At 68.6% G+C, this 24,551-nt stretch carries 22 protein-coding genes; 15 read left to right on the forward strand and 7 right to left on the reverse strand.

Translation table 11 applies throughout. The features are described 5' to 3' along the window. Positions 1–102: 102 nt before the first annotated feature. Both PQI23_RS00720 and PQI23_RS00725 read left to right on the forward strand, forming a co-directional pair. Complete coding sequence (locus PQI23_RS00720; protein ID WP_339970689.1) at positions 103–1,704, forward strand: DUF5684 domain-containing protein; 1,602 nt, start codon at positions 103–105, stop codon at positions 1,702–1,704. A 119-nt stretch (positions 1,705–1,823) separates the two neighbouring features. Continuing rightward, positions 1,824–2,522 (forward strand): endonuclease/exonuclease/phosphatase family protein, encoded by a 699-nt coding sequence (locus PQI23_RS00725; RefSeq protein WP_339970690.1) that lies wholly within the window; start codon positions 1,824–1,826, stop codon positions 2,520–2,522. Positions 2,523–2,568: 46 nt separating this feature from the next. Here the strand turns inward: PQI23_RS00725 and PQI23_RS00730 are convergent, their stop codons facing one another. Continuing rightward, entirely contained in the window at positions 2,569–3,360 is a 792-nt protein-coding gene (locus tag PQI23_RS00730) for a GntR family transcriptional regulator (protein WP_339970691.1), read from the reverse strand. Positions 3,361–3,459: 99 nt separating this feature from the next. After that, positions 3,460–3,927, reverse strand: coding sequence for a MarR family winged helix-turn-helix transcriptional regulator (locus PQI23_RS00735; protein ID WP_339970692.1), 468 nt, complete (start codon positions 3,925–3,927; stop codon positions 3,460–3,462). Positions 3,928–4,010: 83 nt separating this feature from the next. Between PQI23_RS00735 and PQI23_RS00740 the strand changes: the two genes are divergently transcribed. Then, positions 4,011–5,156 (forward strand): 5-(carboxyamino)imidazole ribonucleotide synthase, encoded by a 1,146-nt coding sequence (locus PQI23_RS00740; RefSeq protein WP_339970693.1) that lies wholly within the window; start codon positions 4,011–4,013, stop codon positions 5,154–5,156. 24 nt (positions 5,157–5,180) lie between these two features. Then, positions 5,181–5,693 (forward strand): 5-(carboxyamino)imidazole ribonucleotide mutase, encoded by a 513-nt coding sequence (gene purE, locus PQI23_RS00745; RefSeq protein WP_339970694.1) that lies wholly within the window; start codon positions 5,181–5,183, stop codon positions 5,691–5,693. Between the two features lie 25 nt (positions 5,694–5,718). Here the strand turns inward: purE and PQI23_RS00750 are convergent, their stop codons facing one another. Next, on the reverse strand, positions 5,719–6,834 hold the full coding sequence (locus tag PQI23_RS00750) for a mannosyltransferase (RefSeq protein ID WP_339970695.1): 1,116 nt from the start codon (positions 6,832–6,834) through the stop codon (positions 5,719–5,721). A gap of 306 nt (positions 6,835–7,140) precedes the next feature. On the opposite strand from PQI23_RS00750, the gene galE reads away from it, so the two are divergent. The 3 genes from galE to PQI23_RS00765 are packed head-to-tail and all read left to right on the forward strand — an operon-like array spanning position 7,141 to position 10,599. After that, positions 7,141–8,154: a UDP-glucose 4-epimerase GalE gene (gene galE / locus PQI23_RS00755; RefSeq protein ID WP_339970696.1), complete on the forward strand. Its 1,014-nt coding sequence runs from the start codon at positions 7,141–7,143 to the stop codon at positions 8,152–8,154. Further along, positions 8,151–9,581, forward strand: a complete 1,431-nt coding sequence (locus PQI23_RS00760) for an LCP family protein (protein ID WP_339970697.1) — start codon at positions 8,151–8,153, stop codon at positions 9,579–9,581. Before galE ends, PQI23_RS00760 begins: the two co-directional genes overlap by 4 nt. 40 nt (positions 9,582–9,621) lie before the next feature. After that, positions 9,622–10,599, forward strand: coding sequence for a glycosyltransferase (locus PQI23_RS00765; RefSeq protein WP_339970698.1), 978 nt, complete (start codon positions 9,622–9,624; stop codon positions 10,597–10,599). Positions 10,600–10,608: 9 nt separating this feature from the next. Here the strand turns inward: PQI23_RS00765 and PQI23_RS00770 are convergent, their stop codons facing one another. Next, positions 10,609–11,142: an Rv3235 family protein gene (locus PQI23_RS00770; protein ID WP_339970699.1), complete on the reverse strand. Its 534-nt coding sequence runs from the start codon at positions 11,140–11,142 to the stop codon at positions 10,609–10,611. Between the two features lie 205 nt (positions 11,143–11,347). Here PQI23_RS00770 and PQI23_RS00775 point away from each other — a divergent pair, with 205 nt between their 5' ends. After that, the gene (locus PQI23_RS00775; protein WP_339970700.1) at positions 11,348–12,859 is read left to right on the forward strand and encodes a sensor histidine kinase; all 1,512 of its coding nucleotides are present in this window, start codon (positions 11,348–11,350) and stop codon (positions 12,857–12,859) included. Positions 12,860–12,877: 18 nt separating this feature from the next. Here the strand turns inward: PQI23_RS00775 and PQI23_RS00780 are convergent, their stop codons facing one another. Then, the gene (locus tag PQI23_RS00780) at positions 12,878–13,375 is read right to left on the reverse strand and encodes a hypothetical protein (RefSeq protein ID WP_339970701.1); all 498 of its coding nucleotides are present in this window, start codon (positions 13,373–13,375) and stop codon (positions 12,878–12,880) included. Further along, positions 13,372–15,099, reverse strand: a complete 1,728-nt coding sequence (locus PQI23_RS00785) for a PspC domain-containing protein (protein ID WP_339970702.1) — start codon at positions 15,097–15,099, stop codon at positions 13,372–13,374. Before PQI23_RS00785 ends, PQI23_RS00780 begins: the two co-directional genes overlap by 4 nt. Before the next feature lie 113 nt (positions 15,100–15,212). Between PQI23_RS00785 and PQI23_RS00790 the strand changes: the two genes are divergently transcribed. Beyond that, positions 15,213–16,580 carry an ATP-binding protein gene (locus tag PQI23_RS00790; RefSeq protein ID WP_339970703.1) on the forward strand — a complete coding sequence of 456 codons (1,368 nt, stop codon included), beginning with the start codon at positions 15,213–15,215 and terminating at the stop codon, positions 16,578–16,580. Further along, positions 16,577–17,248: a response regulator transcription factor gene (locus PQI23_RS00795; protein WP_339970704.1), complete on the forward strand. Its 672-nt coding sequence runs from the start codon at positions 16,577–16,579 to the stop codon at positions 17,246–17,248. Before PQI23_RS00790 ends, PQI23_RS00795 begins: the two co-directional genes overlap by 4 nt. 12 nt (positions 17,249–17,260) lie before the next feature. Here PQI23_RS00795 and PQI23_RS00800 read toward each other — a convergent pair whose 3' ends face one another. After that, on the reverse strand, positions 17,261–18,865 hold the full coding sequence (locus PQI23_RS00800; RefSeq protein WP_339970705.1) for a dolichyl-phosphate-mannose--protein mannosyltransferase: 1,605 nt from the start codon (positions 18,863–18,865) through the stop codon (positions 17,261–17,263). Between the two features lie 54 nt (positions 18,866–18,919). On the opposite strand from PQI23_RS00800, the gene PQI23_RS00805 reads away from it, so the two are divergent. The 5 genes from PQI23_RS00805 (at position 18,920) to PQI23_RS00825 (ending at position 24,494) form a co-directional block, all read left to right on the forward strand. Then, complete coding sequence (locus PQI23_RS00805; protein WP_339970706.1) at positions 18,920–20,707, forward strand: proline--tRNA ligase; 1,788 nt, start codon at positions 18,920–18,922, stop codon at positions 20,705–20,707. Positions 20,708–21,071: 364 nt separating this feature from the next. Beyond that, entirely contained in the window at positions 21,072–21,365 is a 294-nt protein-coding gene (locus PQI23_RS00810; RefSeq protein ID WP_339970707.1) for a WXG100 family type VII secretion target, read from the forward strand. Positions 21,366–21,475: 110 nt separating this feature from the next. After that, positions 21,476–21,784, forward strand: a complete 309-nt coding sequence (locus PQI23_RS00815) for a hypothetical protein (RefSeq protein WP_339970708.1) — start codon at positions 21,476–21,478, stop codon at positions 21,782–21,784. Beyond that, positions 21,781–23,865: an alpha/beta hydrolase gene (locus PQI23_RS00820; protein ID WP_339970709.1), complete on the forward strand. Its 2,085-nt coding sequence runs from the start codon at positions 21,781–21,783 to the stop codon at positions 23,863–23,865. The genes PQI23_RS00815 and PQI23_RS00820 overlap by 4 nt, the downstream gene beginning before the upstream one ends. Before the next feature lie 2 nt (positions 23,866–23,867). Then, positions 23,868–24,494 (forward strand): hypothetical protein, encoded by a 627-nt coding sequence (locus PQI23_RS00825; RefSeq protein ID WP_339970710.1) that lies wholly within the window; start codon positions 23,868–23,870, stop codon positions 24,492–24,494. Positions 24,495–24,551: the final 57 nt, after the last annotated feature.

Raw genomic sequence — 24,551 nt, forward strand, 5'->3', positions numbered from 1 at the left:
CCGCCGGATTCTCGAATGCGGGCGAGAACGGTACCCTGTCAGAGGCGTGCCCGCGCTGCACGCCGTTTCCCCGCACCGCCGCCCGACGGAAAAGAGTGATTCATGGACTACGAGACTTCGACGCAGCTGGGTGCTGGGTTCTTCCTCGTCTTCGGTGTCTGGTCGCTCGTCGGCCTCGCCGTGTACGTCTGGTACCTCTGGTCGCTCTCGAGGCTCTTCCCGTACCTGGGCCTGCCGTCGGGGTGGGGATGGATTCCACTCTGGAACCAGTGGCAGCTCATTCAGCGCGGCGGGCTCCCGGGTTGGCTCGCACTGTTCATGATCGTGCCGGGTCTGAGCATCGTGACGCTCGTGATCTCGATCATCGCGATCCATCGCATCAACACCGAGTTCGGCAAGGGCGCCGGCTTCACCGTTCTCGGCGCGTTCATCGCACCGCTCTGGGCGACGCTCTTCGCCGGTCAGCTGCGGGACCGCGAGTTCGGCAACCCGGGATACTCGACGGGGGAGTACTCGCAGATCGGCGGAGGGTTCGACGGCAGTGCGCACGGGTACGCGCCCGCTCCCGCGTACGGAGCGGCTGGGTTTGCGCCCCAGCCCGTCGACCAGCACGACCCGGATTGGCAGGGGCTGCCGCCCGTCCCCCAGCAGCAGGCCGCACCCCATGACCCGTGGGCCGCCCCGCAGCCGGTTCCGCAGCCGGTTCCGCAGGCGGCGCCGCAGCCGCAGCCCGGCGGGCATCACGCGCCCGTCGCCGCCCCATCGCCGGCGCAGGCCGAAGCTCCCGCAGACCCGTGGCAGCAGCCACCCGCTCCCGGCGGGCAGGCGCCCGGTGCGCAGGCTCCGGCGCCGAACAACTGGGGCTTCAGCAATACCACCGAGGGAGACTACGAGCGTCTCGCCGCCGAAGGAGTCGCGCCGCGCCCGCCCGCGCCGCTCGGCGGGGTCGCACCGCCCCGACCCTTCTCGTGGCCGGCGGTAGAGGATACGAAGGTGGAGCACGAGTCGGGCCCCCTCGTCCTTCCCGAGCCCTCCGAGGCGGCGCTCTCGCAGGGGGCGCAGCAGGAGTCCGCGCCGGTCCCCGCTCCGGAGCCGCCGCAGGCGGCTCACCCCGGAGCGCAGGCGGTGGCGGATCCGGAGCCGTCGATATTCGATCGCCGCACTCCCGCCGCACCGCCCGCGGCGCCGCAGACCGCAGCACCGCAGCCCGCAGCACCGCAGCCCGCAGCACCGGAGCCCGCGGCTGAGCCCGTGGTGGCGCCGCCCACTGCCGCACCTCCGGTCGCGGCGCCTCCCGTCGCCGCACCGCCTGCTGCACCGCCCGTGACGCCTCCGGTCGCGCCCTCCGGACTCGACGAGGATCACACCGTCGTCGTCTCGCAGCGCGCCCGCTGGGGCCTCGAGCTCCCGGGCGGGGAGACGCTCGAACTCGAAGGCGACGACATCGTGATCGGCCGCAAGCCCGAATCGCGCGAGGGATCGTCAGTGCTGCAGATCAGCGACCCGACGCGGACCACGTCGAAATCTCATGCGCGCCTGCGCCGAGACGGTGATGAGTGGACGATCGAGGATCTGCAGTCGACCAACGGCGTTTCGCTCGTCAGCACCGACGGAGCGGTGACGCAGCTCGAGTCGGGGCGATCCGCGTCGGCGACCGAGCAGATGATCATCGGAACCCTCGAAGTGCGTCTGATCCGGTTGTGACCGGCGTCGTGAAGCTGGGTGATTTGCCAGCCGTGACACGCTGACTCCACAGCCGCCCGGGCGTAGGGTGTCTTCTGTTGGGCCGACCCGCCCGGCACGACCCCATGGAGGAACGCGATATGAAGGTCATCAGCTACAACTTGCGGAAGAACCGCGCCGTCAGCGAGCTCGATGCGCTCGCCGATGATCACGGCGTCGATGTGCTCTGTCTGCAAGAAGCTGAGGCCGTCGCGCTGCCCGCGCGCCTGGGGCACCTCTCACTCGTGCACGCGACCGAGCGCAATCGCCTCGGCCTCGCCATGTACGTGCGAGACGAGCGCTTCCACACCCGCTCGGCGCACACGTTCCAGTTGAAGAAGTCCCTGCACGACCGCCTGCTCGCTCCCGCGCACGAGCGTCTGCTCGGTGTGCGTCTGCACGATTCGGAGCTGCAGCGCGACCTCGTCGTCGCCTCGTTCCATGCGGCTCCGCTGACCGCGCTCAACTCGCTGCGCCGACACCAGATCCACGCCGCACTCGCCGAATTGCGCCACCTCGGGCCGGGCCTCCCCGCTCTCATGGTCGGCGACTACAACTACCCCGTCTTCAAGGGGCGCCTCGATACGGAGATGCGCGATACCGGGTACGAGCTGAGTCTCAGCGATAAGCGCACGTACACGCGCTACAAGATGTTCCGCGGTCACTTCGACTTCGCGACCTCGATGGGCCTCGACATCGACAGCGTTCGCACGCTCGAACGGGGCACCTCCGATCACCTTCCGATCATGGTGACGGCATCGATGTCGGAGATTCCCGCGCTGCAGACCTCCGCCGCCTAGCGTCAGCCCGACCGGGGCTCGCGTCCCGGTACTGGACAGCGATCCTTCAGCTGCTCGCGCCCTCGTACACGGAGTGCAGTGCCGACGCAGGGGGTGCCGTGTGCCGGGAGAGATGGTTGCGGTGCTTCGCGCTGTTCTCGACCACGAACGTCGCCATGGTGGGGAGATACCTGTCGTCGGCGCTCTCGATGACGGTGCCGAATTCGTTGTAGGCCAGCCGACGCACCCGCAGCAGCGGGCTCCCCGGGGCGATGTGCAGCTGCTCGACCTCGAGCGGGTGCGCGGCGATCGCGTCGATGACGTGGCGGGCGCGCATGGGCACGATGCCGACGTTCGCGAGCGCCTGCGTCACACTGCCGTGGTGGAAGTCGGTGCCGAGCAGGTGCTTCCCGATCTCGTAGGGGAAGAGCGAGCGCTCGAGCATCGCGGGCTTCTCGTCGAGGTAGCGCACTCGGATGATCTCGATCACCGGCGAGTCGGGCGCGATCTGGAGTTCGCGCGCGCATTCCTCGGTCGCCGAGCGGCGGCTCGCCTCGATCACGCGCTGACCGGGAGTCAGCCCGAGTTCGCGCGCCCACTCGCTGAACGAGATGAAGGTGTCGAATGATTGCGGGGGAGCGGTGTGCTGCACCCGGGGCGGGGTGCCCCGGCCTCCCACGATCATTCCCTCAGCCCGCAGCGCGGCGAGCGCCTGGCGCACGGGGCCCCGGGAGGTGCCGAACTCCGCGATGAGCGACTTCTCACTGGGAACCTTGTCGCCCGGCTGCCACACGCCTGTTCGGATGCGGTGGATCATCTCCTCGTACAACTGCACGTGGAGCGGCGATGAGGTCGTCATGAAGCCACTGTATAAGTCACAACTTGGTTACGGTCGCCCGTGCGGTAACGGCTGCGTGAACGATGGGCGAACGGCGGATGATCCGCAGCCACTCCGCCGCTACTCCGCTGCTGACGCGTTGAAGCGGTGCAGTGACGCGCGCAGCTGCTCGAGTTCGTCGGAGCTCCAATCGGCGAATCGCTCATGGTAGGCGTGCGCCCATTTCCGGCGGATGGCGCCGAGCAGATCCTCGGCCTTCGCGCTCGGAGTGAGGAGCAGGACTCGGCGATCCTCTGCCGCGGCGCGCGTATCGACCAGTTCGAGCTCGCGCAGTTTCGCGATCTGGCGGCTCACCATCGCCTTGTCCATGTCGAGCAACTGGCTGATTCCCGTCGCACTGATCGGTCCTTTGCGCAGGATCAACTGCAGCACCATGATCCCGACCCCTTTGAGATCGGGGTCCACCTCTTCCGCGTAGCGCGCCCACCGCGTGCGGGCGAAGGCGAACACTTCGGAGAACTCGGCGATGATGTCGGAGATCCCGTCGTGGTTCGCAGCGTTCGGCGCGGTCTCGCTGGCATCGTGCATGGGTACTAGTGTGCCGCAATGCGGCAGAATGGAGGATGGCCGATGCGGCAACGCGCGGCCGAGGCGAACCCGAGAGGCGAGACGTGACCCAGAACGGCAGCATCAAGATCGGTGTGATCGGCGGCGGGCAGCTCGCCCGCATGATGGTTCCCCCCGCCATTCATCTGGGGCTGCGCATCAGTGTGCTCGCCGAGAACGAGGGGTCGAGCGCTGAGCGCGCGGCCGACACCGTCGGCGATTACCGGGACGCGGAGACGGTGTACGCGTTCGCCGACACCGTGGATGTCGTCACCTTCGATCACGAGCACGTGCCGCAGACCATCCTGCACGAGCTCGAAGCGCGCGGAGTCGCTGTTCACCCGCGACCTGACGCGCTGCAGTACGCGCAGGACAAGATCGTCATGCGCGAGAAGCTCGTCGAGCTCGGCGTCCCCATCCCCGATTGGGCGGCCGTCGCCGATGAGGCCGACCTCCAGGCATTCCTCGATGCGCACGGCGGCCGAGCCGTCGTGAAGACTGCGCGCGGCGGGTACGACGGCAAGGGCGTCCGCGTCGTCTCCGATGCCGCCGAGGTGCGCGACTGGTTCACCGCGCTCGCAGAGGATGGGAACGGCGGCTTCCTGCTCGCGGAGGAGCTCGTCGATTTCGTGCGCGAACTCTCGCAGCTGGTCGCACGCCGACCGAGCGGTGAGACCCGCACATGGCCGGTGGTGGAGACGATTCAGCGCGACGGCGTCTGCGCCGAGGTGCTCGCTCCGGCTCCGACCGATCGACCGGCCGTGCTCGAGGAGGCCGCCCGCATCGGCGCGGCCGTCGCCGAGGGCGTCGCCGTCACCGGAGTGCTCGCCGTCGAGATGTTCGAGACGCGCGACGGTCGCGTGCTCGTGAATGAGCTGGCCATGCGTCCGCACAATTCGGGGCACTTCTCGATCGAGGGATCCGTGACCAGTCAGTTCGAGCAGCATCTGCGCGCGGTCGCCGATCTGCCCCTCGGCGACACCTCCATGACCGCGCCCGCGGCGGTCATGGTGAACGTACTGGGCGGGCCGGCGGAGGGTCCGATGCCGGTGCGCTACGCCGAGGCCCTCGCCGCTCACCCGCGGGCGAAGTTCCACAGCTACGACAAGCAGCCCCGCCCCGGGCGCAAAGTCGGGCACGTCACGGTCACGGGCGAGCGCCTCGATGAGGTGCGCGCCGAGGCGGTCGCAGCCGCCCAGCGCTTCGCGTGATCCGGCGCCGATACGATAAGACGCATGGCTGAAACCTCCGCGCCCCTCGTCGGCGTCATCATGGGCTCCGATTCCGACTACTCGGTGATGGCCGACGCCGTGCAGATGCTGCGCGAGTTCGACATCGCGCACGAGGTCGAGGTCGTCAGCGCGCACCGTACGCCCGAGAAGATGGTGAGGTACGCGCGCGAGGCAGCGGGCCGGGGCATCCGCGTCATCATCGCGGGGGCCGGCGGTGCGGCGCACCTGCCCGGAATGGTCGCCTCGATGACGACGCTCCCGGTGATCGGCGTGCCCGTGCCGCTCGCGAAGCTCGACGGCCTCGACTCGCTGCTCTCGATCGTGCAGATGCCCGGAGGGATTCCCGTGGCGACGGTGTCGATCGGCGGTGCGAAGAACGCGGGGATCCTCGCGGCGCGCATTCTCGGCTCGAGCGACGCCTCCGTCGCGCAGCGACTCGCCGACTACGCCGAAGCGCTCACCGCCGCGGTCGGGGAGAAGAACGACGCCCTGAAGGTGCGCGTCGCCGCCGAATAGCCTCGCTGGTCACGAGACCGGCGTCCTACAGGTTCGCGTGCGTCTCCCACAGGTGCCAGGCCGACGCGCGCCAGCTGAAACCGCGGCTGCGGTCGCAGGCGAGCACCGTCATCGTGGGCAGTGCGCCCGACCGGCCGACCAGGTCGCTGTACTTCTGCGCGAAGCCTGCGGCGGTGTCGGCCGAGACGCCGGCGTCGAGTACCAGCTCCTCCGTGGCGGGGTGCCCGGCGTGCACGACCGGTACGGCGGCGTCGAGCGCGGCGAGCACGGTGTACCCCGTTCCCGCGAACGCCTGCGGCTGCAGAAGCACGACTGCGGCGGCAAGTACGGCTCCGATATCGGAGAGGTCTGCGATGCGCACCGTGTGCACGCGGCCCTGCAGGTCCTCGGGAACCTCGAGGGCCGGATCGCGATCCTTGTCACGATTCATCGGCCCCTGCGGGTCCACCCCTTCGAGCACGACGAGTGGCGGAAGGTCGGCGTCGGTGCGCATCGCCTCGAAGATCCACTCGAGACGACCGTGCTCTCCGAGCCGCGCCGTGGTCGCGGCGTAGCGGTCGGGGAGCCCCCAAGCGGCTCGACGCTCGGCGGAGTCGGCAGGGGCGGCGAACGCGGTCGGCGTCGCGAGTGGGAACACCTGCACGGGCAGATCGCCGCCGTACTGCTGCTGCAGCACGCGTGCAGTGGCATGCGTCGGGGTCAGGATGATGTCGGCGTGCTTGACGGCGCGGCGCACGAAGGCGCGGAAGAGGCGCGCCTGCGAATTGCCGATGAGCGCCGGTGCATCCCACGCAATGCTGTGCGGGATCGTCACCGAGGTCTGCGAGCCGTCGTCGTCGCCGCGCGCGCGGAGCGGCATCATCGGCGTCAGGGCGTGCACGAACTCCCCGTCGAGCGGACGAGCGGTGGCCCCGTTCTGCCAGACGAGCGGGAGCACGCTCGCGCGAAGGGGGAGCACATCGGTGGAGAGGCGCGGCGACGCGAACTCGGGAGTCTCGCCCCCGCGCGCCATCAGATACCGGGCGCTGCAGCTGCGCGGGGCCGTTTCCGCGACGGCCTGAGCGAGATCGCGGGCTGCGGATGCATGCGCTGCGGACTCCCAATCCGGGAACGGGTCTGCGATGAGGGTGAGCGTCGCCAATCGATCTCCCCTCGAATCTCCGAACGCGTGCGTGCGGTGCGAGCCCGCACTCCACATTGTATGGAATGCGAAGCTGAGAGCGGCTGTGCGCCACGTCGGAAAGCCCTGGAGTGAGACGCAATCGCAACAATTCGGGGCGCGATCCGAGTTTCGGTGCGGCCCGGTGCGATGCGAGCCGACCTCCGGGTTCGTCCGAGTCGCAGGACGTCTCCTGGGGCACTGCACGAGGAGATCGCTCGCACGCAAACCGACTCATTGCGGTGCGGCTTGAGCGTTCCCCCACGATCCGCGAAGTACCCTGTCCGCATGCGTGTTTTGTTGACAGGCGGCGCCGGCTACATCGGCTCGCATACCGCTCTCGTTCTGATCGAGCGCGGCCATGAGGTGATCGTGCTCGACGACTTCTCGAACAGCAGTCGCGAGGCGGTGCGCCGGGTCGAGGAGCTGAGCGGCGCAGCGGTGCAGCTCGTCGAGGCCGATCTCGCCGACCGCGACGGCGCTCGCACCGCGCTCGCGAACGTCGAGTTCGACGCGGCGATCCACCTCGCCGGTCTGAAGGCGGTGGGCGAATCCGTGCAGCAGCCGACGCGCTACTACCGGGTCAATCTCGACTCCACGATCGTCCTGCTCGACCTCATGCGCGAGCGCGGAGTCACGAACTTCATCTTCAGCTCGTCGGCCACCGTGTACGGAGACCCGCAGTACGCGCCCATCGACGAGGCGCATCAGGTGGGAGTCGGAGTGACGAACCCCTACGGCTGGTCGAAGTTCATGAACGAGCAGATCGTGCGAGACGCGCAGCGGGCCTGGCCCGAACTGGGTGCGGTGCTGCTTCGCTACTTCAACCCGGTGGGGGCGCACCCCTCGGGCCGTATCGGCGAAGACCCGAGCGGGATCCCGAACAATCTCATGCCGTTCATCGCGCAGGTGGCGGTCGGCAAGCGCGAGCGGCTGAGCGTCTTCGGAGACGCCTACCCCACACCCGACGGCACCGGAGTGCGCGACTACATCCACGTCATGGATCTCGCCGAGGGCCACGTCGCGGCGCTCGAGCACAATGCGCCGGGTGTCTCCGCGTACAACCTCGGATCCGGCGTCGGGTCCAGCGTGCTCGAGGTCGTGCGCGCATTCGAAGAAGCGGCTGGTCGGCCGATCCCGTACGTCATCGAGGCGCCGCGAGCCGGTGATGTCGCCGAGACGACCGCGGATCCGTCGCTCGCGAACGCCGAGCTCGAGTGGCGCACCACCCGCACGCTCGCCGATGCCTGCCGCGACTCCTGGAAGTGGCAGTCGCTGAATCCGGCCGGATACCGCGCATGACGCTGGACCTCGAGCGGCCCCTGCGAAACCCGGATCTGGCGTCCGAACCGCTCATGAGCAAGCGGGCGCGGTGGCTCGTGATCCTCGGGTTCCTGCTCCCCGGCACGGCGCAGGTGGTCGCGGGCAACCGGCGCCTCGGGCGATTCGGTCTGATCGCGACCGCGATCCTCGTCGTCGGCGTCGTCATCGCGGGAGTGAGCTTTCTGCTCGCGCGCACCGCGACCCTCACCTTCTTCACGAACAATCTCGTGCTGCTCATCGTGCAGTGGCTCCTCTTCATCTACGCCGTGATCTGGGTCGTGCTGGGCATCGACACGCTGCGGCTCACCAAGCTCATCCGAGTGCAGCGCGGGTGGCGCGTGCCGGTCGCGATGCTCTCGGTGCTGCTCACCATCGTTCCCGCCGCCGGTGCGGCCTGGGCCGGCAACGCGGTCGGAGCGGGGCGCGGGCTCATCAGCGACCTCTTCCGCAGCGCCCCCGCGGTCGCGCCGGTGGACGGCCGGTACAACATCCTGCTGCTCGGAACCGACGCAGGATCGGACCGGGAGGGACTGCGGCCCGACAGCATCTCGCTCATCAGCGTCGACGCCGAAACCGGGCAGTCGATGATCGTCGGGCTGCCCCGGGAACTCAAGGACACCCCGTTCCCCGAGGGCTCGCCCCTCGCCCCCGTGTACCCCGAAGGGTACTGCGACGAGGTCAACAACTACGAGATCGTCGACGGAGGCGGTTACTACTGCTTCACCACCGGCAATCTGAACTCCCTGGTCACCGAACTCGAGGATTCGGGATCGCCGTCGTACGAGGGCATGTACGCCGATGCCGTGTCGCAGGGCTCCTCGCCGGGCATCGAGGCGACCAAGGATGCCGTGTCGGGCGCGACCGGGCTCGAGGTGCAGTTCTACGTGCTCGTCAACATGGACGCGTTCGAGAGCCTCATCGACGCCCTCGGAGGCATCACGATCAACGTGCAGGAACGGCTGCCCATCGGTGGTCAGATCGACGAGATGACCGGTGAGCTCGTGGGCGTCGAGGGGTGGATCGAGCCCGGCGAGCAGGAGATGGACGGATTCACCGCCCTCTGGTACGCCCGTTCGCGCTACGGCTCCGCCGACGGGGACTACGCCCGGATGCAGCGCCAGCGCGAACTCCAATCGGCGATCCTCGCGCAGATGAACCCGCAGAACGTGCTCGCGAGATTCCAGGAGGTGCTCTCGGCGGGATCGCAACTCGTCGACACCGACATCCCGGATTCGATGCTCGGCCGGTTCGTCGATCTCGCCGCGGACGCGCGAGGATACGAACCGGTGAACGTCGAACTCGTTCCGCCCGCAGTGGACCCCGAGAACCCGGATTGGGCCGCCATTCAGCAACTCATCGCCGACGGGATCGCCGCTGCATCGCCGACCGAGGAGGACGCGGGCTAGACTTGCCGGGTTTGCTCGAAACGTGAAGGAGACGGATCACATGCGTGTGACCGCCGTGCTGGTGGCCTACAACCGACGAGAGCTGCTCAGGGAATCCCTGGCAGCCCTCGCGGCGCAGAGCCGACCCGTCGATCGCCTCGTGGTGGTCGACAACGCCTCGGACGACGGGTCCGTCGAGGTCGCGGCCGAGATGCTCGAAGCCTGGGGTGAGCGGGCCCGGCACATCGAGCTCATCGAGAACACCGGGGGCGCCGGCGGGTTCGCGACCGGGATCGCCGCTGCAGTCGTCGAGGACGACACCGACTGGGTATGGGTCATGGACGACGACACCGTGCCCGGCCCGGATGCGCTCGCCGGCGCCCTGGCGACGCACGAACGGTACCGCGCGACGGGGCCGGACGATCTTGCGGTCATGGGCTCACGTGTGGTGTGGACGGACGGGGAGGACCACCCGATGAACACGCCGAAGGCGAAGATCCGCGCTTCTCGGGCGGAGCGGGAGCGCGCCGCCTCGGTCGGCGCCATGGAGATCCGCTCGATCTCGTTCGTCTCCGCTTTCCTGCGAGCGGCTCGCGTCCGCGAGCAGGGTCTGCCGATCGCCGACTACTTCCTGTGGAACGACGACTTCGAGTACTCGGCGCGCCTGCTGCGCGGCGCGCGCGGCCTGTACGTGCCCGCATCGGTTGTGACGCATCGTACGGAGAAGCGCGGTTCAAGCGACCAGGATCCGGGTCAGCGCTTCTTCTACGAGGTGCGCAACAAGCTCTGGGTGTTCCGCCGAAGCTCCGCGCTCTTCGGCTGGGAGAAGCTGCTGTACTCCGCAGCGACCGCGCGGCGCTGGTTCCGCACGTTCCGGGCCTCGCGGGACCGGGCGCAGCTGCGCGACTGCCTGCGTCAAGGCTGGTCGGCGGGGTGGCTCCGCACTCCGCGTTCGACGCGCGACGTGCTGCGGGGCGCCGGCGTTCCCGTCGACGTCATGTACGAAATCGAGAAGCTCTCGCGTCTGAACGACCGGTAGACGCGGCGCTCAGAGCACGGTGATGTCGGTGGCCCGCCAGCGATCCCGGAGGTGCTCGAGGCGAATCGCTACGACGTGGGACTTCACGTCGGTGTGGAGCACGACCGTCGCCTCGATGATGTGGGGAAGCGGGGAGGTGAGGTGCGCGCGGCCCGGTGTCGCGGTACGCCTCCGACGATCCCGCATCAGCGATTCGCGCTCGGCGCGGAGTGCCCGCCGTGCTCTGAACGCCGCCGCGACTTCGGGCGTGATCCAGCCCCCGAACTGCGCGACGGAACGCACCCCCTCGAGCACCTCGAATGCGTACACGGCGAGACGTTGCACGAACGCGTCCGGGGGCGGAGCGACGGCCGGAGCGTCGAGTATCGCACCGCGATCACGAAGCAACGCGGAGGATCGGGGACGTGCGGAGGGGGGAACGCCGGCGCGCTCGTCCGCCTTCGGCACGGCCCGCAGGTGGTGCCGCTGCGCCCCAGCGCGAGAACTCTGGGATGCGGCTCGAATGGCCCGGCGATGCTCGGGCGAGGGTGCAGAGGCAGGCATGACGGTCCTTTCGAACGGATCCGCGCGCCGCTCCCTGTGCGACTCACCCCTACTGCACTGCCGGATTCGAGATGGTGTGGAGATCACCCTATGCACTCCGCACTGTGGGCTGTCAAGATCCCGGTTCGCCCACGGCAGAAGTCGGCTGCCGCAGAGTGCGCTCCCATGAGGCCGCTCTCGGACGGCGTGCTCTAGTCTGGGGGGCGTGGCCACACTGCGCAGTCTTGCAACGAAGTACTCGTCCCTCGACGAAGAGGAGATCGAATGGCTCGAGCTGCTCACGCTCGATCTGCGATTACTCGCAGACCTGGCTCTGGGCGACGTCGTGCTGTGGGTGCCGACGAGCGACGAGAACTACCTCGCCATCGCGCACAGCCGGCCCGCGGGCTCGGTGACGCTCTTCTACCGCGACGTGATCGGCGACCTGCTGCGCGCGGACTGGCGCGAGCTCGTCGACGAAGCGATGTCGAGCACGAATCCCACGGTCTCCACGTCGCCGGCATGGTACGAGGAGAACCCGATGCGACTCGCCGCGTTCTCGGTGAGCCGGACCGACGCGGACGGCGAGGTGCGGGGGCCGTTCGCGGTGATCACGGTGCACACCAGTGTCGCGGACACGCAACCCGCGTCGCGGATCGGTGCAGCGTTCCGGGAGGTCGCGGCCGACCTCCTCGGCATGATCCAGAAGGGCATGTTCCCGGTTCCCGGGAGCTCGCGCGGGGGCGAGCAGGGAGCCCCGCGCGCGGCCGACGGGCTCGTGCGCATCAACCTCGACGGAGTCGCGACGTTCGCGAGCCCGAATACGCAGACGACATTCTCGGCACTCGGGTTCCGAGACGAGATCGAGGGCGAGAACTTCAGCGAGGTCGTCGCCGACATCGTGAAGGGGCAGTTCGACACCAATGAATCGCTGCCGCTGATCGCGCAGGGCAAGATCGCCAAGCGCACCGAGATCGACACCAACGGACACACGATCACGCTGCGATCGATTCCGGTGTTCCGCGACGGCGCCCGCGTCGGCGGCATCGTGCTGACCCGCGACGTCACCGAGCTGCGCCAGCAGGCGCAGGAGCTCATCACGAAGGACGCGACGATCCGGGAGATCCATCACCGCGTGAAGAACAACCTGCAGACGGTCGCGTCTCTGCTCCGCGTGCAGGCGCGTCGTGCGCGCAGCGAGGAGGCGAAGCAGGTGCTGGGTCAGGCGATGCGCCGTGTCGCCGCGATCGCCGTGGTGCACGACACGCTGTCGACGGGGCTCTCGCAGATCGTGGACTTCGACAAGGTCTTCGATCGGGTGATCGGGCTGGCCGCCGAGGTCGCAAGCCTGCACAACACCACCGTCCACCCGCACAAGGAGGGCGAGTTCGGCGAGCTGCCGTCGGAGTACGCGACCCCGCTCGCCCTCGCACTCACCGAGATCGTGACGAACGCGGTGGAGCACGGGCTCGCCGGTCGCGAGGGAGAGGTGTTCGTCACTGCGCGTCGCACCGACGAGCAGCTCTCGGTCGAGGTGGTCGACACGGGCACCGGCCTTCCGGGCGGAACCGTCGGCGATGGGCTCGGCACCCAGATCGTGCGCACCCTCATCGAGGGCGAGCTCGGGGGCAGCATCACCTGGGGGCCCGAATCGGGCGGCGGCACCCGAGTGTCGATTCAGGTGCCGCTGCACTGGATCTCGACGCAGACGCGCGAGATCCCGCGGGTCGCGGGGTAGCGGTTCGCGGAGTCGCGGCTACGGCTTTCGCTTGGTCTCGCGGCGGCTTCGCATCAGCACCGCGAAGCCGACCCCGAGCAGCAGCACGCCGAGACCGATGACGGTTGCGGTGATCCAGCCGGCCGCGTCGAGCCCGCCGCCCCCGAGCACCTGCTGCGAGACGTACCCGCAGAAGACCAGGATGAGCGCTCCCCACACGATCGGCCCCGTACGCGGGCTCGGCCGAGTCGGCAGCTGCTCGCTCCGGCTGCGCTCGTCCACGAATGGTCGATCGGTGTCGCGCCGGCCCGCAGACGCCTCACCTGCGGTTCGAGAGTCTCGCATGTGCGGCGCTCCGAGGTCCGAGGCGCTCGCTGCGTCGACGTGCGCGCTCGGTGCGTTCGGAGCCGGGTCGGCGGCACCGTCGCCCGGAGGTGGCGGGGTGAGCGGGATCCGCGTCGTCGTCTCCTCCTCGCCGGGTTCGGGCCGTGGCGATTGCGAGCTCAGCGGCTCAGGGCGCGTGGGATCGGTGGTCATCGGTTCATCTCCATCTCCAGGTCTTCGAGTCGCTGCTCGACGTCGCCGCGCTCGGTCTCGAGGCTCCGCCGCTCGGAGGCGCTGAGCCCGGGCTCCGAGAGCTTCCACTCGATCACGTCGAGCTCGTCGTTCAGCTCATCGCGCTGCCGCTCCAGACGCTGCTCCGCGCGCCGATCCGTATCCGTCGAGACATCCGGTTCGGAAGCGTCGCCGGATCCCGTCGCTCCCTGCGCATCCCCGCCGCCCTCGACCTCGACATTGCCGGCGAGCAGCGTGACGGTGACGGTACTCGCCTCGTCGGCATTCTCCGGGGTCACATTCGAGCGGATCTCCCGCGAGATGAACGGCCCGCTCGTCATGACTTGCGCGTCGCTCGAGACACCGAGATCGGTGCGGCCGGACTCGTCGATGCGCCCGGCGAGCATCCGCACATGCGCGATCACGGGCTCGGATTCGGGGAGCTCGACGATGACGCGGCCGGCGAGCACCCAGACCTCGAGGCCCGTCTCCCCGTCAGTGCGCGAGTCGATCCCGGTGAGGTCGACGGTCGTGTTCCCCGCGAGCACGACGGCGCCGGTCTCCGAACCGCTGATGTGCAGGTTGCCGAACGGCTGGAAGCGCGTGCCCCAGGGCAGTACCACGGTGATCAGGAGGGCGACCACGCCGCAGAAGGAGAGGAAGCCGACCCAGCCGGTGTACCGACCGCGCGTGCCGGCGACGATCAGTGAGAGCGCGAGCACCGCGAGTGCGGCGATGAGTCCCGTGATCAGTGCATCGGGGGCCACGCTCTCGATCGGGAGCGGTCCGTGCACGGAGGTCGTCCAGAGCGCGGCGAGTCCGCCGGCGAGCAGCGCGAGCGCCACGGTGATGACGGTGTGCGCGGTTCCGAGCCGGTGCGCGTCGTGGTGCTCCGCGTAGCGAGCGCTCCACGCTTCGGTCTGCTCGCCCACTTCTCGCCCCCACTTGTCGGCCGCGGCCCCAGCACGGCGGCCCCACTCCGCAGCATCGCGCGCCACTCGATCCGCGCTCTCTCCGGCCCGAGCCGCGAGCGATTCGGCGGAGTCGCGAGCGGTGCGGTCGTACTCGCGGTCGGCAGAGCGGTCCGCCCGATCCGGATGGGCGTCGTCCGCTGCCGAGGTCTCGTCGTCTGCATTCCACGTCCGTTCGCGGTGTTCACGGCCGCGCTTGAGCACGACGCTCCGCACCCAGAAGAACGCGAGCACGAGGATCGCGATCCATGACAGCCACGCCACCGTGGCAGTGAGCCATCCCGGGATGCCGAGTCGGCCCCACACGTCCCAACTCCAAACGCTGAAGATCGGGAAGCCGCCCCCCGGGCTCAGCAACCCGATGACACCGGGAATGATGACCACCGACGTGAGAATGACGGCGGCGACGATCATCCCGGTCTCTGCTCGCCCCCGGAAGATCTCCTCCACGTGGATGCGGCCGGAGGCGTCGGGCAGCAGGAGCCATCCGACGAGGTACAGCAGAAGCCCCGGGCCGCCGAGCAGCGCCAGCACGATGAAGACCCCGCGCACGATGATCGGGTCGATCCGCAGGCGTTCGGCCACCCCGGCGGCCACCCCGGCGAACCAGCGATCGGAACTGCGCGTGACGCCGAGCCCGCGCAGCCAGTCGAAGAAGCCCTGGCCTGCGGGAGGGCCGGCCGGAGGTTCGGCAGGGCGGCCCGCCGTTTCTGAGGGGGGAGGTGTCGTGTGCATGCTTCGAGTCTGGACGAGTGCGGTGCGTCGGGCCATGGGGGATCACCCTGACGCTTCCCTGATCCGCCGACCCCGAGACCCCGATCGTCGCGCCGACCTGCTTTGATGGGGGCATGACCGCCGTTCCCCTGACCCGCTCGCGAGACGACCGCGTGCTCGTGGGCGTCTGCGGAGGTCTCGGCGAGCATCTCGGCATCCCGGCCCAGACCGTGCGCATCGCCATGCTGGTGCTCACCGCGCTCGGCGGAGCGGGGGCCGTGCTCTATCTGTGGCTCTGGGCGACCGTGCCGTGGCAGGGCGCGGACGCGGGCGTCGTTCCCCTTCGACGGGCGTTGACGCAGCCCGCCGCGACGCCGTCCGATGCGGGAGCGACCGCTCCCGCTCCCGCTCCCGTACCGTTCGACCCCGAACCCGAAGCGGGGCCAGCGACCGAGCCGGCACCCGAACCCGAGGCGGCGGACGAGCGCTCCGATGCGCGCCGCACCCGCTGGCCCATCGCCGAACTGCTGCTCGGATTCTGCCTGCTGCTCGCCGGCGTGGGGCTCGTGCTCGAGCGCGTCGGCGTGCAGCTGCGACTCGAGCTGCTGCTGCCCGCCCTCGCGGTACTCGTGGGGGTCGGGCTCACTTGGTGGCAAATCGCCGACCGGAACCGACCCGACCGCAACGCGCTGCCCCGCGCGCTCGGGGCGCTCGCGCTCGTCGCCGTCGGTGTGCTGATGTTCTTCGTCACCGCGCGCGAACCCAATACCTGGACGGTCATCGGCGCCGCCTTCGCGGTGCTCGCCGGAGTCGCCCTCGCGGTGGCTCCCTGGCTCCTGCGCATCAATCGCGAGCTGATGGCTGAGCGAGCGGCTCGCGCCAGGGAGGCGGAGCGGTCGGATATCGCCGCGCATCTCCATGACTCGGTGCTGCAGACCCTTGCGCTGATTCAGCAGCGTTCAGAGCCGGGGAGCGAAGTGGCGCGTCTGGCCCGCGGTCAGGAACGGGAGCTGCGCGAGTGGCTCTTCCGCACCGCGGATGGAGCGAGACCAGCGCCGCAGGAGGCCGTCGATACCGAGCTGCGGGCGCACGCCGCGGTGCTGGAGGCGGACCACCCGGTGCGGTTCGAAGTGGTCGCGGTCGGTGCCGGAGAGGGGCTCATCGCGCCGGCGCCGATCGTCGCAGCTGCGCGCGAGGCGATGCTGAATGCGGCGCGGCACGCGGGCGGCGACGTGACCGTGTATCTCGAAGCGACGCAGGATCGCGTGGCGATCGACGTGACCGACCGGGGCGCCGGGCTCGACCCGAACAACCTCCCCAAGGGCAGAATGGGTGTTCGCGAATCGATCCTGGGCAGAATGGAACGTGCGGGCGGCCAGGCGCGCATCGTGCGAGGGCCGGGCGGAGGCACGTCGGTGCGATTGAGTGTTCCGAGGCAACCGACTGCCGAGGCCGCGAGTTCGCCGGCCCGTGACGACGCACCGAGCGAGGAGAGCCGATGACCCCTGCAGCGAAGTCCATCCGCATCGTCATCGTCGACGATCACCAGATCTTCCGCACCGGGCTCCGGGCAGAGCTCGGCGAGGAACTCGACGTGGTCGGCGAGGCCGCGAGCGTGGATGAGGCCGTCGCCGTGATCACAGCTGTGGTGCCCGACGTGGTGCTGCTCGACGTCCACTTGCCCGGCGGGGCCGGCGGCGGGGGCGCGGAGGTGCTGCAGCGCCTCGCGGATCGGCCCGAGACGCGCGGCATCCGCATGCTCGCGCTCAGCGTTTCCGATGCAGCCGATGATGTGGTTCAGGTGATCCGCGCCGGTGCTCGCGGATACCTGACGAAGACGGCTTCCGGGTCCGAGGTGACGGCCGCCGTGGTGCGGGTGCACGGCGGCGATGCCGTGTTCTCGCCTCGGCTGGCGGGTTTCGTGCTCGATGCGTTCGGCACGGGCGGCGGGGAGACGGCGGTGCAGGACGACGAATTGGATCGCCTCTCGGCGCGCGAGCAGGAGGTCATGCGCATGATCGCGCGGGGCTACGCCTATAAAGAGGTCGCGGCGGAGCTCTTCCTGTCGGTGAAGACCGTGGAGACGCATGTGTCGAACGTGCTGCGCAAGCTGCAGCTCTCGAACCGCCACGAGCTGACCGCGTGGGCGCTCTCGCGGCGTCTGCTCTGAGACGGCGGCGCGCTACTGCCAGCCGGGCAGCCAGAGGTGCGCCCGCCAGAACCACTCCGCCATGGGAGCACCCGACCAGGTCGGGAAGAACCAGGCGGCCAGTGCGAGGCACGCGACGAGGTAGATGGCCGCCGCGATTCGCACCCCCAGTAGCGTCTCCGGGGATCCGCGACCGGGGCCTTCGAACGCGCGCTCCGGAGCGTTCGAGGGGGCAGGTGCCGCAGGTGGCGCTGGTGCCGCGCTCGCCGCAGGGGTCGCGCTGCGCGCGAGGGCACCGAGTCGCGGGCCCACCCGTACCCGGCACAGCAGCGCGAGCGCGAGGACGAGGGCGAGCGCGGAGAACGGCGTCAGCACCACCGCGTAGAACTGGAAGACCGCGGATCGAGACACGGTGAGCACCCAGGGCAGCCACCCGGAGAGATAGCCGACGACGACGAACGCGCTCGCGGTCACGAGCGGGTCGGGGCCGCGGCGCGCGCGCACGACGATCATGCAGAGGAGTGCGACCAGCGCGACGACTCCGCCCCAGGTGACGAGCGGATTCGGCAGCGGTGAGACGGCTGCGGCGCACGCCGACCACGGGCACCCCTCGTCGGGCCCCCAGTGGGTCTCGTACATGCCCGTCGGGCGAAGTGCGAGTGGCCAGGTCAGCGGGTGCGAGGCGTACGGGTGCGGAGCGCTGAGCGATCCATGCCAGTCGAGCATCTGCGCGTGGTACCGGAGCAGCGCAGGCCACCATGCCTCCCCGGCCGTGCGGTTCCACCCGCCCGGGGTGAGAATCCAGCCCGCCCACGACACGAGGTACACGAGCCCCGCTGCGGGGAGGGCGATCGCTCCTGCGATCACGGCCTGCAGACCGGCGCGGGGCACCGGGCGCCGCTCTCCGGCGCGCAGGCGGAGGATCAGGTCGCGCACCGTGATGAAGATGAGGAAGGCGGCGAGCGGGTAGAGGCCGGACCACTTGATCGATGCAGCTGCGCCGAAGGACGCCGCCGCCGCGAGCAGCCACGGTCTGCGCCAGAGCACGGGAACCCGGGGCGGAGGTGCGGAGGAGCGGGCCCCCGGATCCGCAACCGCCGCCCGTGCCCCGGTCCACTCGAGGTCGCGCCAGACGCACAGCGCGCCGATCGACACCGCGAGGGCGAGGAACCCGTCGAGCAGACCCACCCGGGTGAGTACGACGTGCACGCCGTCCACGGCGAGCAGCAGGCCCGCGACGCACGCGACGGGGAGGCTTCGCGAGATGCGCCAGCCCAGCCGCATCGTGACCGCCACGGTCAGCACACCCGCGAGGGCGACCGCGCTGCGCCACCCCCACCCGGTGCCCGGCCCGAACACGAGCACGCCGAGCCCGATCAGCCATTTGCCGAGCGGCGGGTGCACCGCGTTCGACGGTTCATCCGTGAACCCCAGCGCTCGCGACCCGCTCATGTCCGGCTCGTCATCCGGCCACGTCGTCGGGAACCCGTGCGCGAGTTGACTGATGGCGTCGCGCACGTAGTACAACTCGTCGAAGACCAGCACCCCGGGCCGGCCGAGCGCCCAGAACCGCAGCGCAGCAGCGATCACCAGCACCAGGGACGGTGCGAGCCAGTGCAGCCAGCGGGTTCGCGTCACGGGTCCAGCGTACGGCGCACCTCCGACACGCACCGCGGGGGCTACGATGGTGGGGTGATTACCCGGCTCAGCTCGTACTTTCTCAAGACCCTCCGCGAGGATCCCGCTGACGCAGAAGTGGCGAGCCACCGGCTGCTCGTGCGCGCGGGATACATCCGCCGCCAGGCCCCGGGCATCTTCGGGTGGATGCCGCTGGGGCTGCGCGTGAAGGGCAAGCTCGAGGAGATCATCCGCGAGGAGATGGTCGCCGCCGGAGCGCACGAGGTGCACTTCCCCGGCCTGCTGCCGCGCGAGCCCTACGAGGCCACGGGGCGGTGGGAGGAGTACGGCGACGCGCTCTTCCGTCTCCAGGATCGCCACGGCGCCGACTATCTGCTCGCTCCGACGCACGAGGAGGTCTTCACGAACATGGTGAAGGACATCGTGACGTCGTACAAGGATCTGCCGCTCACGCTGTTCCAGATCCAGGACAAGTACCGCGACGAGGCTCGCCCGCGCGCCGGCCTGCTGCGCGGCCGCGAGTTCACGATGAAGGACGCCTACTCCTTCGATGCGACCGATGAGGGGCTGGGCGCGAGCTACGAGCGCCAGCGCGATGCGTACGAGCGCATCTTCACGCGCCTCGGCCTCGAGTACGCGATCGTCTCGGCCGACGCGGGAGCGATGGGCGGATCGCGCAGCGAGGAGTTCCTGCTGCCGACTCCGATCGGCGAGGACACGTTCGTGCGATCCGCGGGGGGATACGCCGCCAACGTCGAGGCGTACCGCACGCCCGTTCCGTCGGCCACTCCGTTCGACGATGCGCCGACGGCGATGGTCTACGACTCGCCGGAGACCCCGACCATCGACACCCTCGTCGCGCACACCAACGCCGCGCTGCCCCGCGAGGACGGGCGCGAGTGGACTGCTGCCGACACGTTAAAGAACGTCGTGCTCGCGGTGACGCCCGTCGGGGGTGAGCGCGAGATCGTCGTCGTCGGCATTCCCGGTGATCGCAACGCCGACATGAAGCGCGCCGAGGTCGCCTTCCCCAATGCCGAGGTGGAGCCCGCCACTGCTGCGGATCTCGCGCGGCATCCCGGCCTCGTCAAGGGATACATCGGGCCCGCGCAGATCGATGAATCAGGCGCGGCCATCGCAGCACTCGGGGCGGAGAGCACGACCGGGTTGCGCTATCTCGTCGACCCCCGCGTCGCCGTTGGAACGACCTGGGTGACCGGCGCGAATGTCGAGGGCAAGCACGTCGCGCACCTCGTGTACGGCCGCGACTTCCACGCGGACGGCATCGTGGAGATCGCGGATGTGCGCGACGGCGATCCCGCTCCCGACGGGTCGGGGCCCATCGAGACCGCGCGGGGCATGGAGATCGGACACATCTTCCAGCTCGGCCGCAAGTACGCCGAGGCGCTGGGGCTCAAGGTGCTCGACGAGAACGGCAAGCTCGTCACCGTGACCATGGGGTCGTACGGGATCGGCGTGACCCGCATCATGGCGATACTCGCCGAACTGCACCACGACGACCGCGGGTTGATCTGGCCGGAGGCCGTAGCTCCGTTCGACGTGCACGTCGTCGCGACGGGTCGCGACGCTGCGGTGCACGACATCGCCGAGTCGCTCGTCGAAACGCTCGACGCTGCCGGGGTCGAGGTCATCTTCGACGACCGGCCGAAGGTGTCGCCCGGTGTGAAGTTCGGCGACGCCGAGCTGCTGGGCGTGCCGCGCGTCGTCGTCGTCGGGCGCGACGCGGCTGAAGGATTCGCCGAGGTGTGGGATCGCGCCGCGGGCACCAAGGAGAAGGTCGAACTCTCGGCGGTACCGGCGCTCTTCGGAGTTCGCGCATGAGCTGAATCAAGGTACGGGACCGGCTCCGCGTCTGGGTCTCGCGTCTGATGATGGGGCGTCGCTGCAGGTGCAGCGGCGCCCCATTCTGCGTTTCTGGCAGCGCTCGTGAGCCGGAGCCGATGCCGATGCCGGTGCCGAAGCCGGTGATCGAATTCACGCCCGCTTCCAGCTCTCGCCCGCAGCATTGCACCGCCGCTCATACCGGTGTGGCCGGTCGTGAATACCGAAGTTGTCCACACTCATGACGAATGAGGTCGTTCTCGACCCTGCACGTCCCTACGGTAGAAGACATCTCCCGGGTATCCGGGCGATGACCGATAGCACTGACGCGAGCCGGGGGGATCGCTCAAGAGAAAGGATCCCCATGGCCAATATCAATGTGACGTACGCCGAGATGGAGCAGGCCGCCTCGCAGCTCGGCACGGGCCGAGACGAGATCACCGAGAAGCTCCGCGCACTGCAGTCGCAGATCAACAATCTGGTCGCCTCCGGCTTCGTCACCGACCAGGCGTCCGGCAAGTTCAACGCCGCCTACAACGATTACACGACGAGCGCGAACACCGTGGTGCAGAAGCTCTCCGAAATCCAGACCTTCCTCACTCAGACCGCGAATGCGATGCGCGATATGGACGCGCAGATCGCCGCCAAGATCAACTGACGCCGGTCTGCTCGGCCCGCAGCGGCGCGACGGGTGATGTTCTCGCGCGTCGCGCGCTGCGGGCCGCGCCCCACCACTGCACCACGTCTCTTTCGAAACGAGGAAATGCTATGTCTGATGGTCTGAAGGTGTCAGATGCGGTGCTCGAAGCGGCAGCCGTGCATCTCGCCGCTGCCTCGCGAGTGATGATCGAGGGCAATGCCGCGCTGCCATCGGGTCCACCCGCGACGCTGACAGGTCTGGGTGAGGACATCATGGGATTCGTGAGCGGTCTCTCGACATCGAGGCTCGCTCTCGCCGACGCCGCGAAAACCGCGAGTATGAGCGTTGCCGGGGTGATGCAGCACAGTTCCGAGTTGGACGCTCGACTGGCGAACGCCCTGCATTCCGGCTTCGCCGTGAGAAGGGCGGCGCGATGACCATCTTCGTGCCCCAAGACGCTGCGGCAGTGCTCGAAGGCACACCCGTGTACGGGTCGGTCGAGGAGATCACTGCGATCGGGCGGTACGTTCAGGACGTATCCGCCGATACGATGCAGTACTCGACCGATGTGCAGAATGCGCAGTTCACCCTCCAGACGGAGCGGAGTTCCGCACTCGGATCGATTACTGCGAAGCTTCGCGAGGCACTGCTTCCGGGTGCCAACGCGGCGTTCCGGTCGTCCGAAGACGCGAAGCGGGCTCTCGACGCTTACGCATCCGAGGTCGATCGCATCCACGCGAGCGCCCGCAGTACTCGGGAGCAAGCAGAGGAATCTCTGTCAGAGATCCGCGTGGCCGCGTCGCAGATCGAGGACATCGCTTCACTGATCCGTGTCGATGTCCCGTATGCGTGGGATCACGGCGCGCCGGGGGTCATGCCGCAGCCGCACCTCGGTCCGCGCGCGGGGGAGCTCGACGCCGACGAGCAGGACGCCGTCGTGCAGCAGCTTCGTTCCATGCATGAGCACGATTGGACGCGCATCGCATCGATCTGGCGGAACGCCATCGAGTCGATCGAGGAGGCGAAGCGGATCTGGGCGACACTCATCGACGACCGCCGACGTGCGGAGGAGCGTCTCTCCGGTGCCCTCGCCGACACTGCGATCGGCCAGTTGATCAGCGTCAGTTCGGGCGATGCCGAATCGCGCACCTTCACGATCGCAGTGTCGATGAGCGGAGAGCGGTGGGGTGTGAGCGACGACGTACCGCAGACGTCGAAGTCGCACCCATTGCTCACGAAGCTGATCGGTACCGAATCGGGAGAGCGCGTCTGGGAGGATCCGCCGGATCCGGCGGAAGTCGCGGCGGCCTGGGCGGCACTCGACCCCGCCGAACGCGAGCGTTTGATCGAAGAAACCCCCTGGGTGATCGGCAATCTTCCCGGCCTTCCCTATGAAGTGCGGGATGCGGCGAATCGCAGGATGGTGGAGTTCTACCAGCGGTACCCGCAGGCGATGACCCCGGAGCAACTGGCACTGATGGCGGACATTCGGGAGATCTTGAAGCGTGAAGAGGTCGAGAAAGCGGACGCGGCAGATGGAATTGCTGATCCACCGATACAGCTCGTTTCATTTGACATCACGGGCGGTGTTCCCATGGCTGCGGTGGGCTACGGCGATCTCGACACGGCGACGAATACGGCCTGGCAAGTCGCCGGGATGAACAGTGATGCTCATCTCGCACTCGAAGGCTGGGACGAGGCGAGTCGAAACCTCCATGACGAGCAGAACAACGTTGCTCAGATGCCGGGATCCAATGCCGTGGTCGCATGGCTTGGCTATGACACCCCGAACATGCCGACAACCGGAGACCTCGGTGTGCTCGACGTGAAAGCTGCACGTGCGGGAGCTCCGCGGTTCGCCGCAGAGCTCGAGGGGCAGCACGCGGCGAGGGGCATCAGCGACCTTGAGCCGCCCTCTCTTACCGTGATCTCCCATTCTTACGGCACCACCGTGGCGACAATTGCACTGACGATGTTGAGCACGGCTCACCCGGCGGACGCCCTCGTGATGCTCGGTTCCGCGGGGCTCGACACCGAGCTCGTGCCCTCATACGATGCACTGCGGGTCAGAGAACTCGAACCCGGCCAGAAGGCGATCTTCACCACGTTCGCCGAGGGAGATGCGATCGCTCCGTTCGGTGCGGGTCTCTCGCTTCGAGGGCAGCCGAACCCGAATGCAACCGACCCCTTCAACCAGTACCTGCGAAGCCCAGTGTATGAGGGCGGGCTCTCATTCTCGTCCGATGGAGACCCGAGTAGAGGCCTCCAAAGCAGCGATGGGCACTCCATTACGGGCGAGGGCCCCCGAGCATCCTTCATGGGTGGCACCGCGTCCGAAGGGCACGGTTATCTCGACCGCAAGACCCAGGTGCTCAACACCGTCGCGAAGCTCTCACTCGATTTGATCGATGAGGACCTGCGGAAGTCGTTCACCCGCACCGAGGGGTGGTGCAGTGAAGACATTACTGGCCCGGGCGGGACGACCACACCGCGGCGAGTGAAATGCGAGACGGAATGAACATGACCTGGGTTCACTGCCGGCGTTCTGTGGCGGTCGCGGTGGCAGCAATATCGGTAGTGGCGATGGCGAGCTGCGTGCAAGAGGTGCCGATCGTGTCGAATGAGCCAGGAAATGAGATCACAAATATGACGCTGGACGAGCAGCGGGAATGGGTAGGCGAGCAGTTCGACGCTGCGATCGACGCGAGTGGCATCGAGAACGGCTGGTTCAAGTCGAGACGCACACTTCCATGGTCGAATACTCCGAAGGACCGAGATGGAGTTCTGGGCATGCTGCACCCACGGGACTGCAGCACGGGAGGCCGTCTGATCGCTTCGCTACAGAACAGGAGTGTCGAGGTCAATGACCCTTTCGCGGCGGCCGAACGCGTGCGCACGTTCTGGGAATCAGAGGGCTGGGTGGTCTCGGATGTCCTCTCGTACGCTTCGGATCCTTACTTTCGAGCGGATCGCGAGGATGGTGCAGTTCTCGCCTTTCGAGCGTCGACTATCGGAATGTCTCTGGAAGTTGAGACGGCCTGCTCGGTGCATGCGACGGTGACGAACTGGCAATCCCGCGAGAACGAGTTCGCGGATGAACTCGAACGCCGAGGCGCGTCGTCCGATGACGAGCAGCCGAGACCCTGACGACGTGACGAGATCGAACTGCCCGTCTATATCAGTGGAAGCGTCGTCTTCTGCTAC

Origin of the sequence: Leucobacter sp. USCH14 (assembly GCF_037619215.1) — a bacterium.
Taxonomy (GTDB): Bacteria; Actinomycetota; Actinomycetes; order Actinomycetales; family Microbacteriaceae; genus Leucobacter.

Bases quoted from the DNA above. Each gene is read 5' to 3' on its own strand.
- PQI23_RS00720 (WP_339970689.1), top strand. From the start codon at position 103: ATGGACTACGAGACTTCGACGCAGCTGGGTGCTGGGTTCTTCCTCGTC.
- PQI23_RS00725 (WP_339970690.1), top strand. From the start codon at position 1,824: ATGAAGGTCATCAGCTACAACTTGCGGAAGAACCGCGCCGTCAGCGAG.
- PQI23_RS00730 (WP_339970691.1), bottom strand. From the start codon at position 3,360: ATGACGACCTCATCGCCGCTCCACGTGCAGTTGTACGAGGAGATGATC.
- PQI23_RS00735 (WP_339970692.1), bottom strand. From the start codon at position 3,927: ATGCACGATGCCAGCGAGACCGCGCCGAACGCTGCGAACCACGACGGG.
- purE (WP_339970694.1), top strand. From the start codon at position 5,181: ATGGCTGAAACCTCCGCGCCCCTCGTCGGCGTCATCATGGGCTCCGAT.
- galE (WP_339970696.1), top strand. From the start codon at position 7,141: ATGCGTGTTTTGTTGACAGGCGGCGCCGGCTACATCGGCTCGCATACC.
- PQI23_RS00760 (WP_339970697.1), top strand. From the start codon at position 8,151: ATGACGCTGGACCTCGAGCGGCCCCTGCGAAACCCGGATCTGGCGTCC.
- PQI23_RS00765 (WP_339970698.1), top strand. From the start codon at position 9,622: ATGCGTGTGACCGCCGTGCTGGTGGCCTACAACCGACGAGAGCTGCTC.
- PQI23_RS00770 (WP_339970699.1), bottom strand. From the start codon at position 11,142: ATGCCTGCCTCTGCACCCTCGCCCGAGCATCGCCGGGCCATTCGAGCC.
- PQI23_RS00780 (WP_339970701.1), bottom strand. From the start codon at position 13,375: ATGACCACCGATCCCACGCGCCCTGAGCCGCTGAGCTCGCAATCGCCA.
- PQI23_RS00785 (WP_339970702.1), bottom strand. From the start codon at position 15,099: ATGCACACGACACCTCCCCCCTCAGAAACGGCGGGCCGCCCTGCCGAA.
- PQI23_RS00790 (WP_339970703.1), top strand. From the start codon at position 15,213: ATGACCGCCGTTCCCCTGACCCGCTCGCGAGACGACCGCGTGCTCGTG.
- PQI23_RS00795 (WP_339970704.1), top strand. From the start codon at position 16,577: ATGACCCCTGCAGCGAAGTCCATCCGCATCGTCATCGTCGACGATCAC.
- PQI23_RS00810 (WP_339970707.1), top strand. From the start codon at position 21,072: ATGGCCAATATCAATGTGACGTACGCCGAGATGGAGCAGGCCGCCTCG.
- PQI23_RS00815 (WP_339970708.1), top strand. From the start codon at position 21,476: ATGTCTGATGGTCTGAAGGTGTCAGATGCGGTGCTCGAAGCGGCAGCC.
- PQI23_RS00820 (WP_339970709.1), top strand. From the start codon at position 21,781: ATGACCATCTTCGTGCCCCAAGACGCTGCGGCAGTGCTCGAAGGCACA.
- PQI23_RS00825 (WP_339970710.1), top strand. From the start codon at position 23,868: ATGACCTGGGTTCACTGCCGGCGTTCTGTGGCGGTCGCGGTGGCAGCA.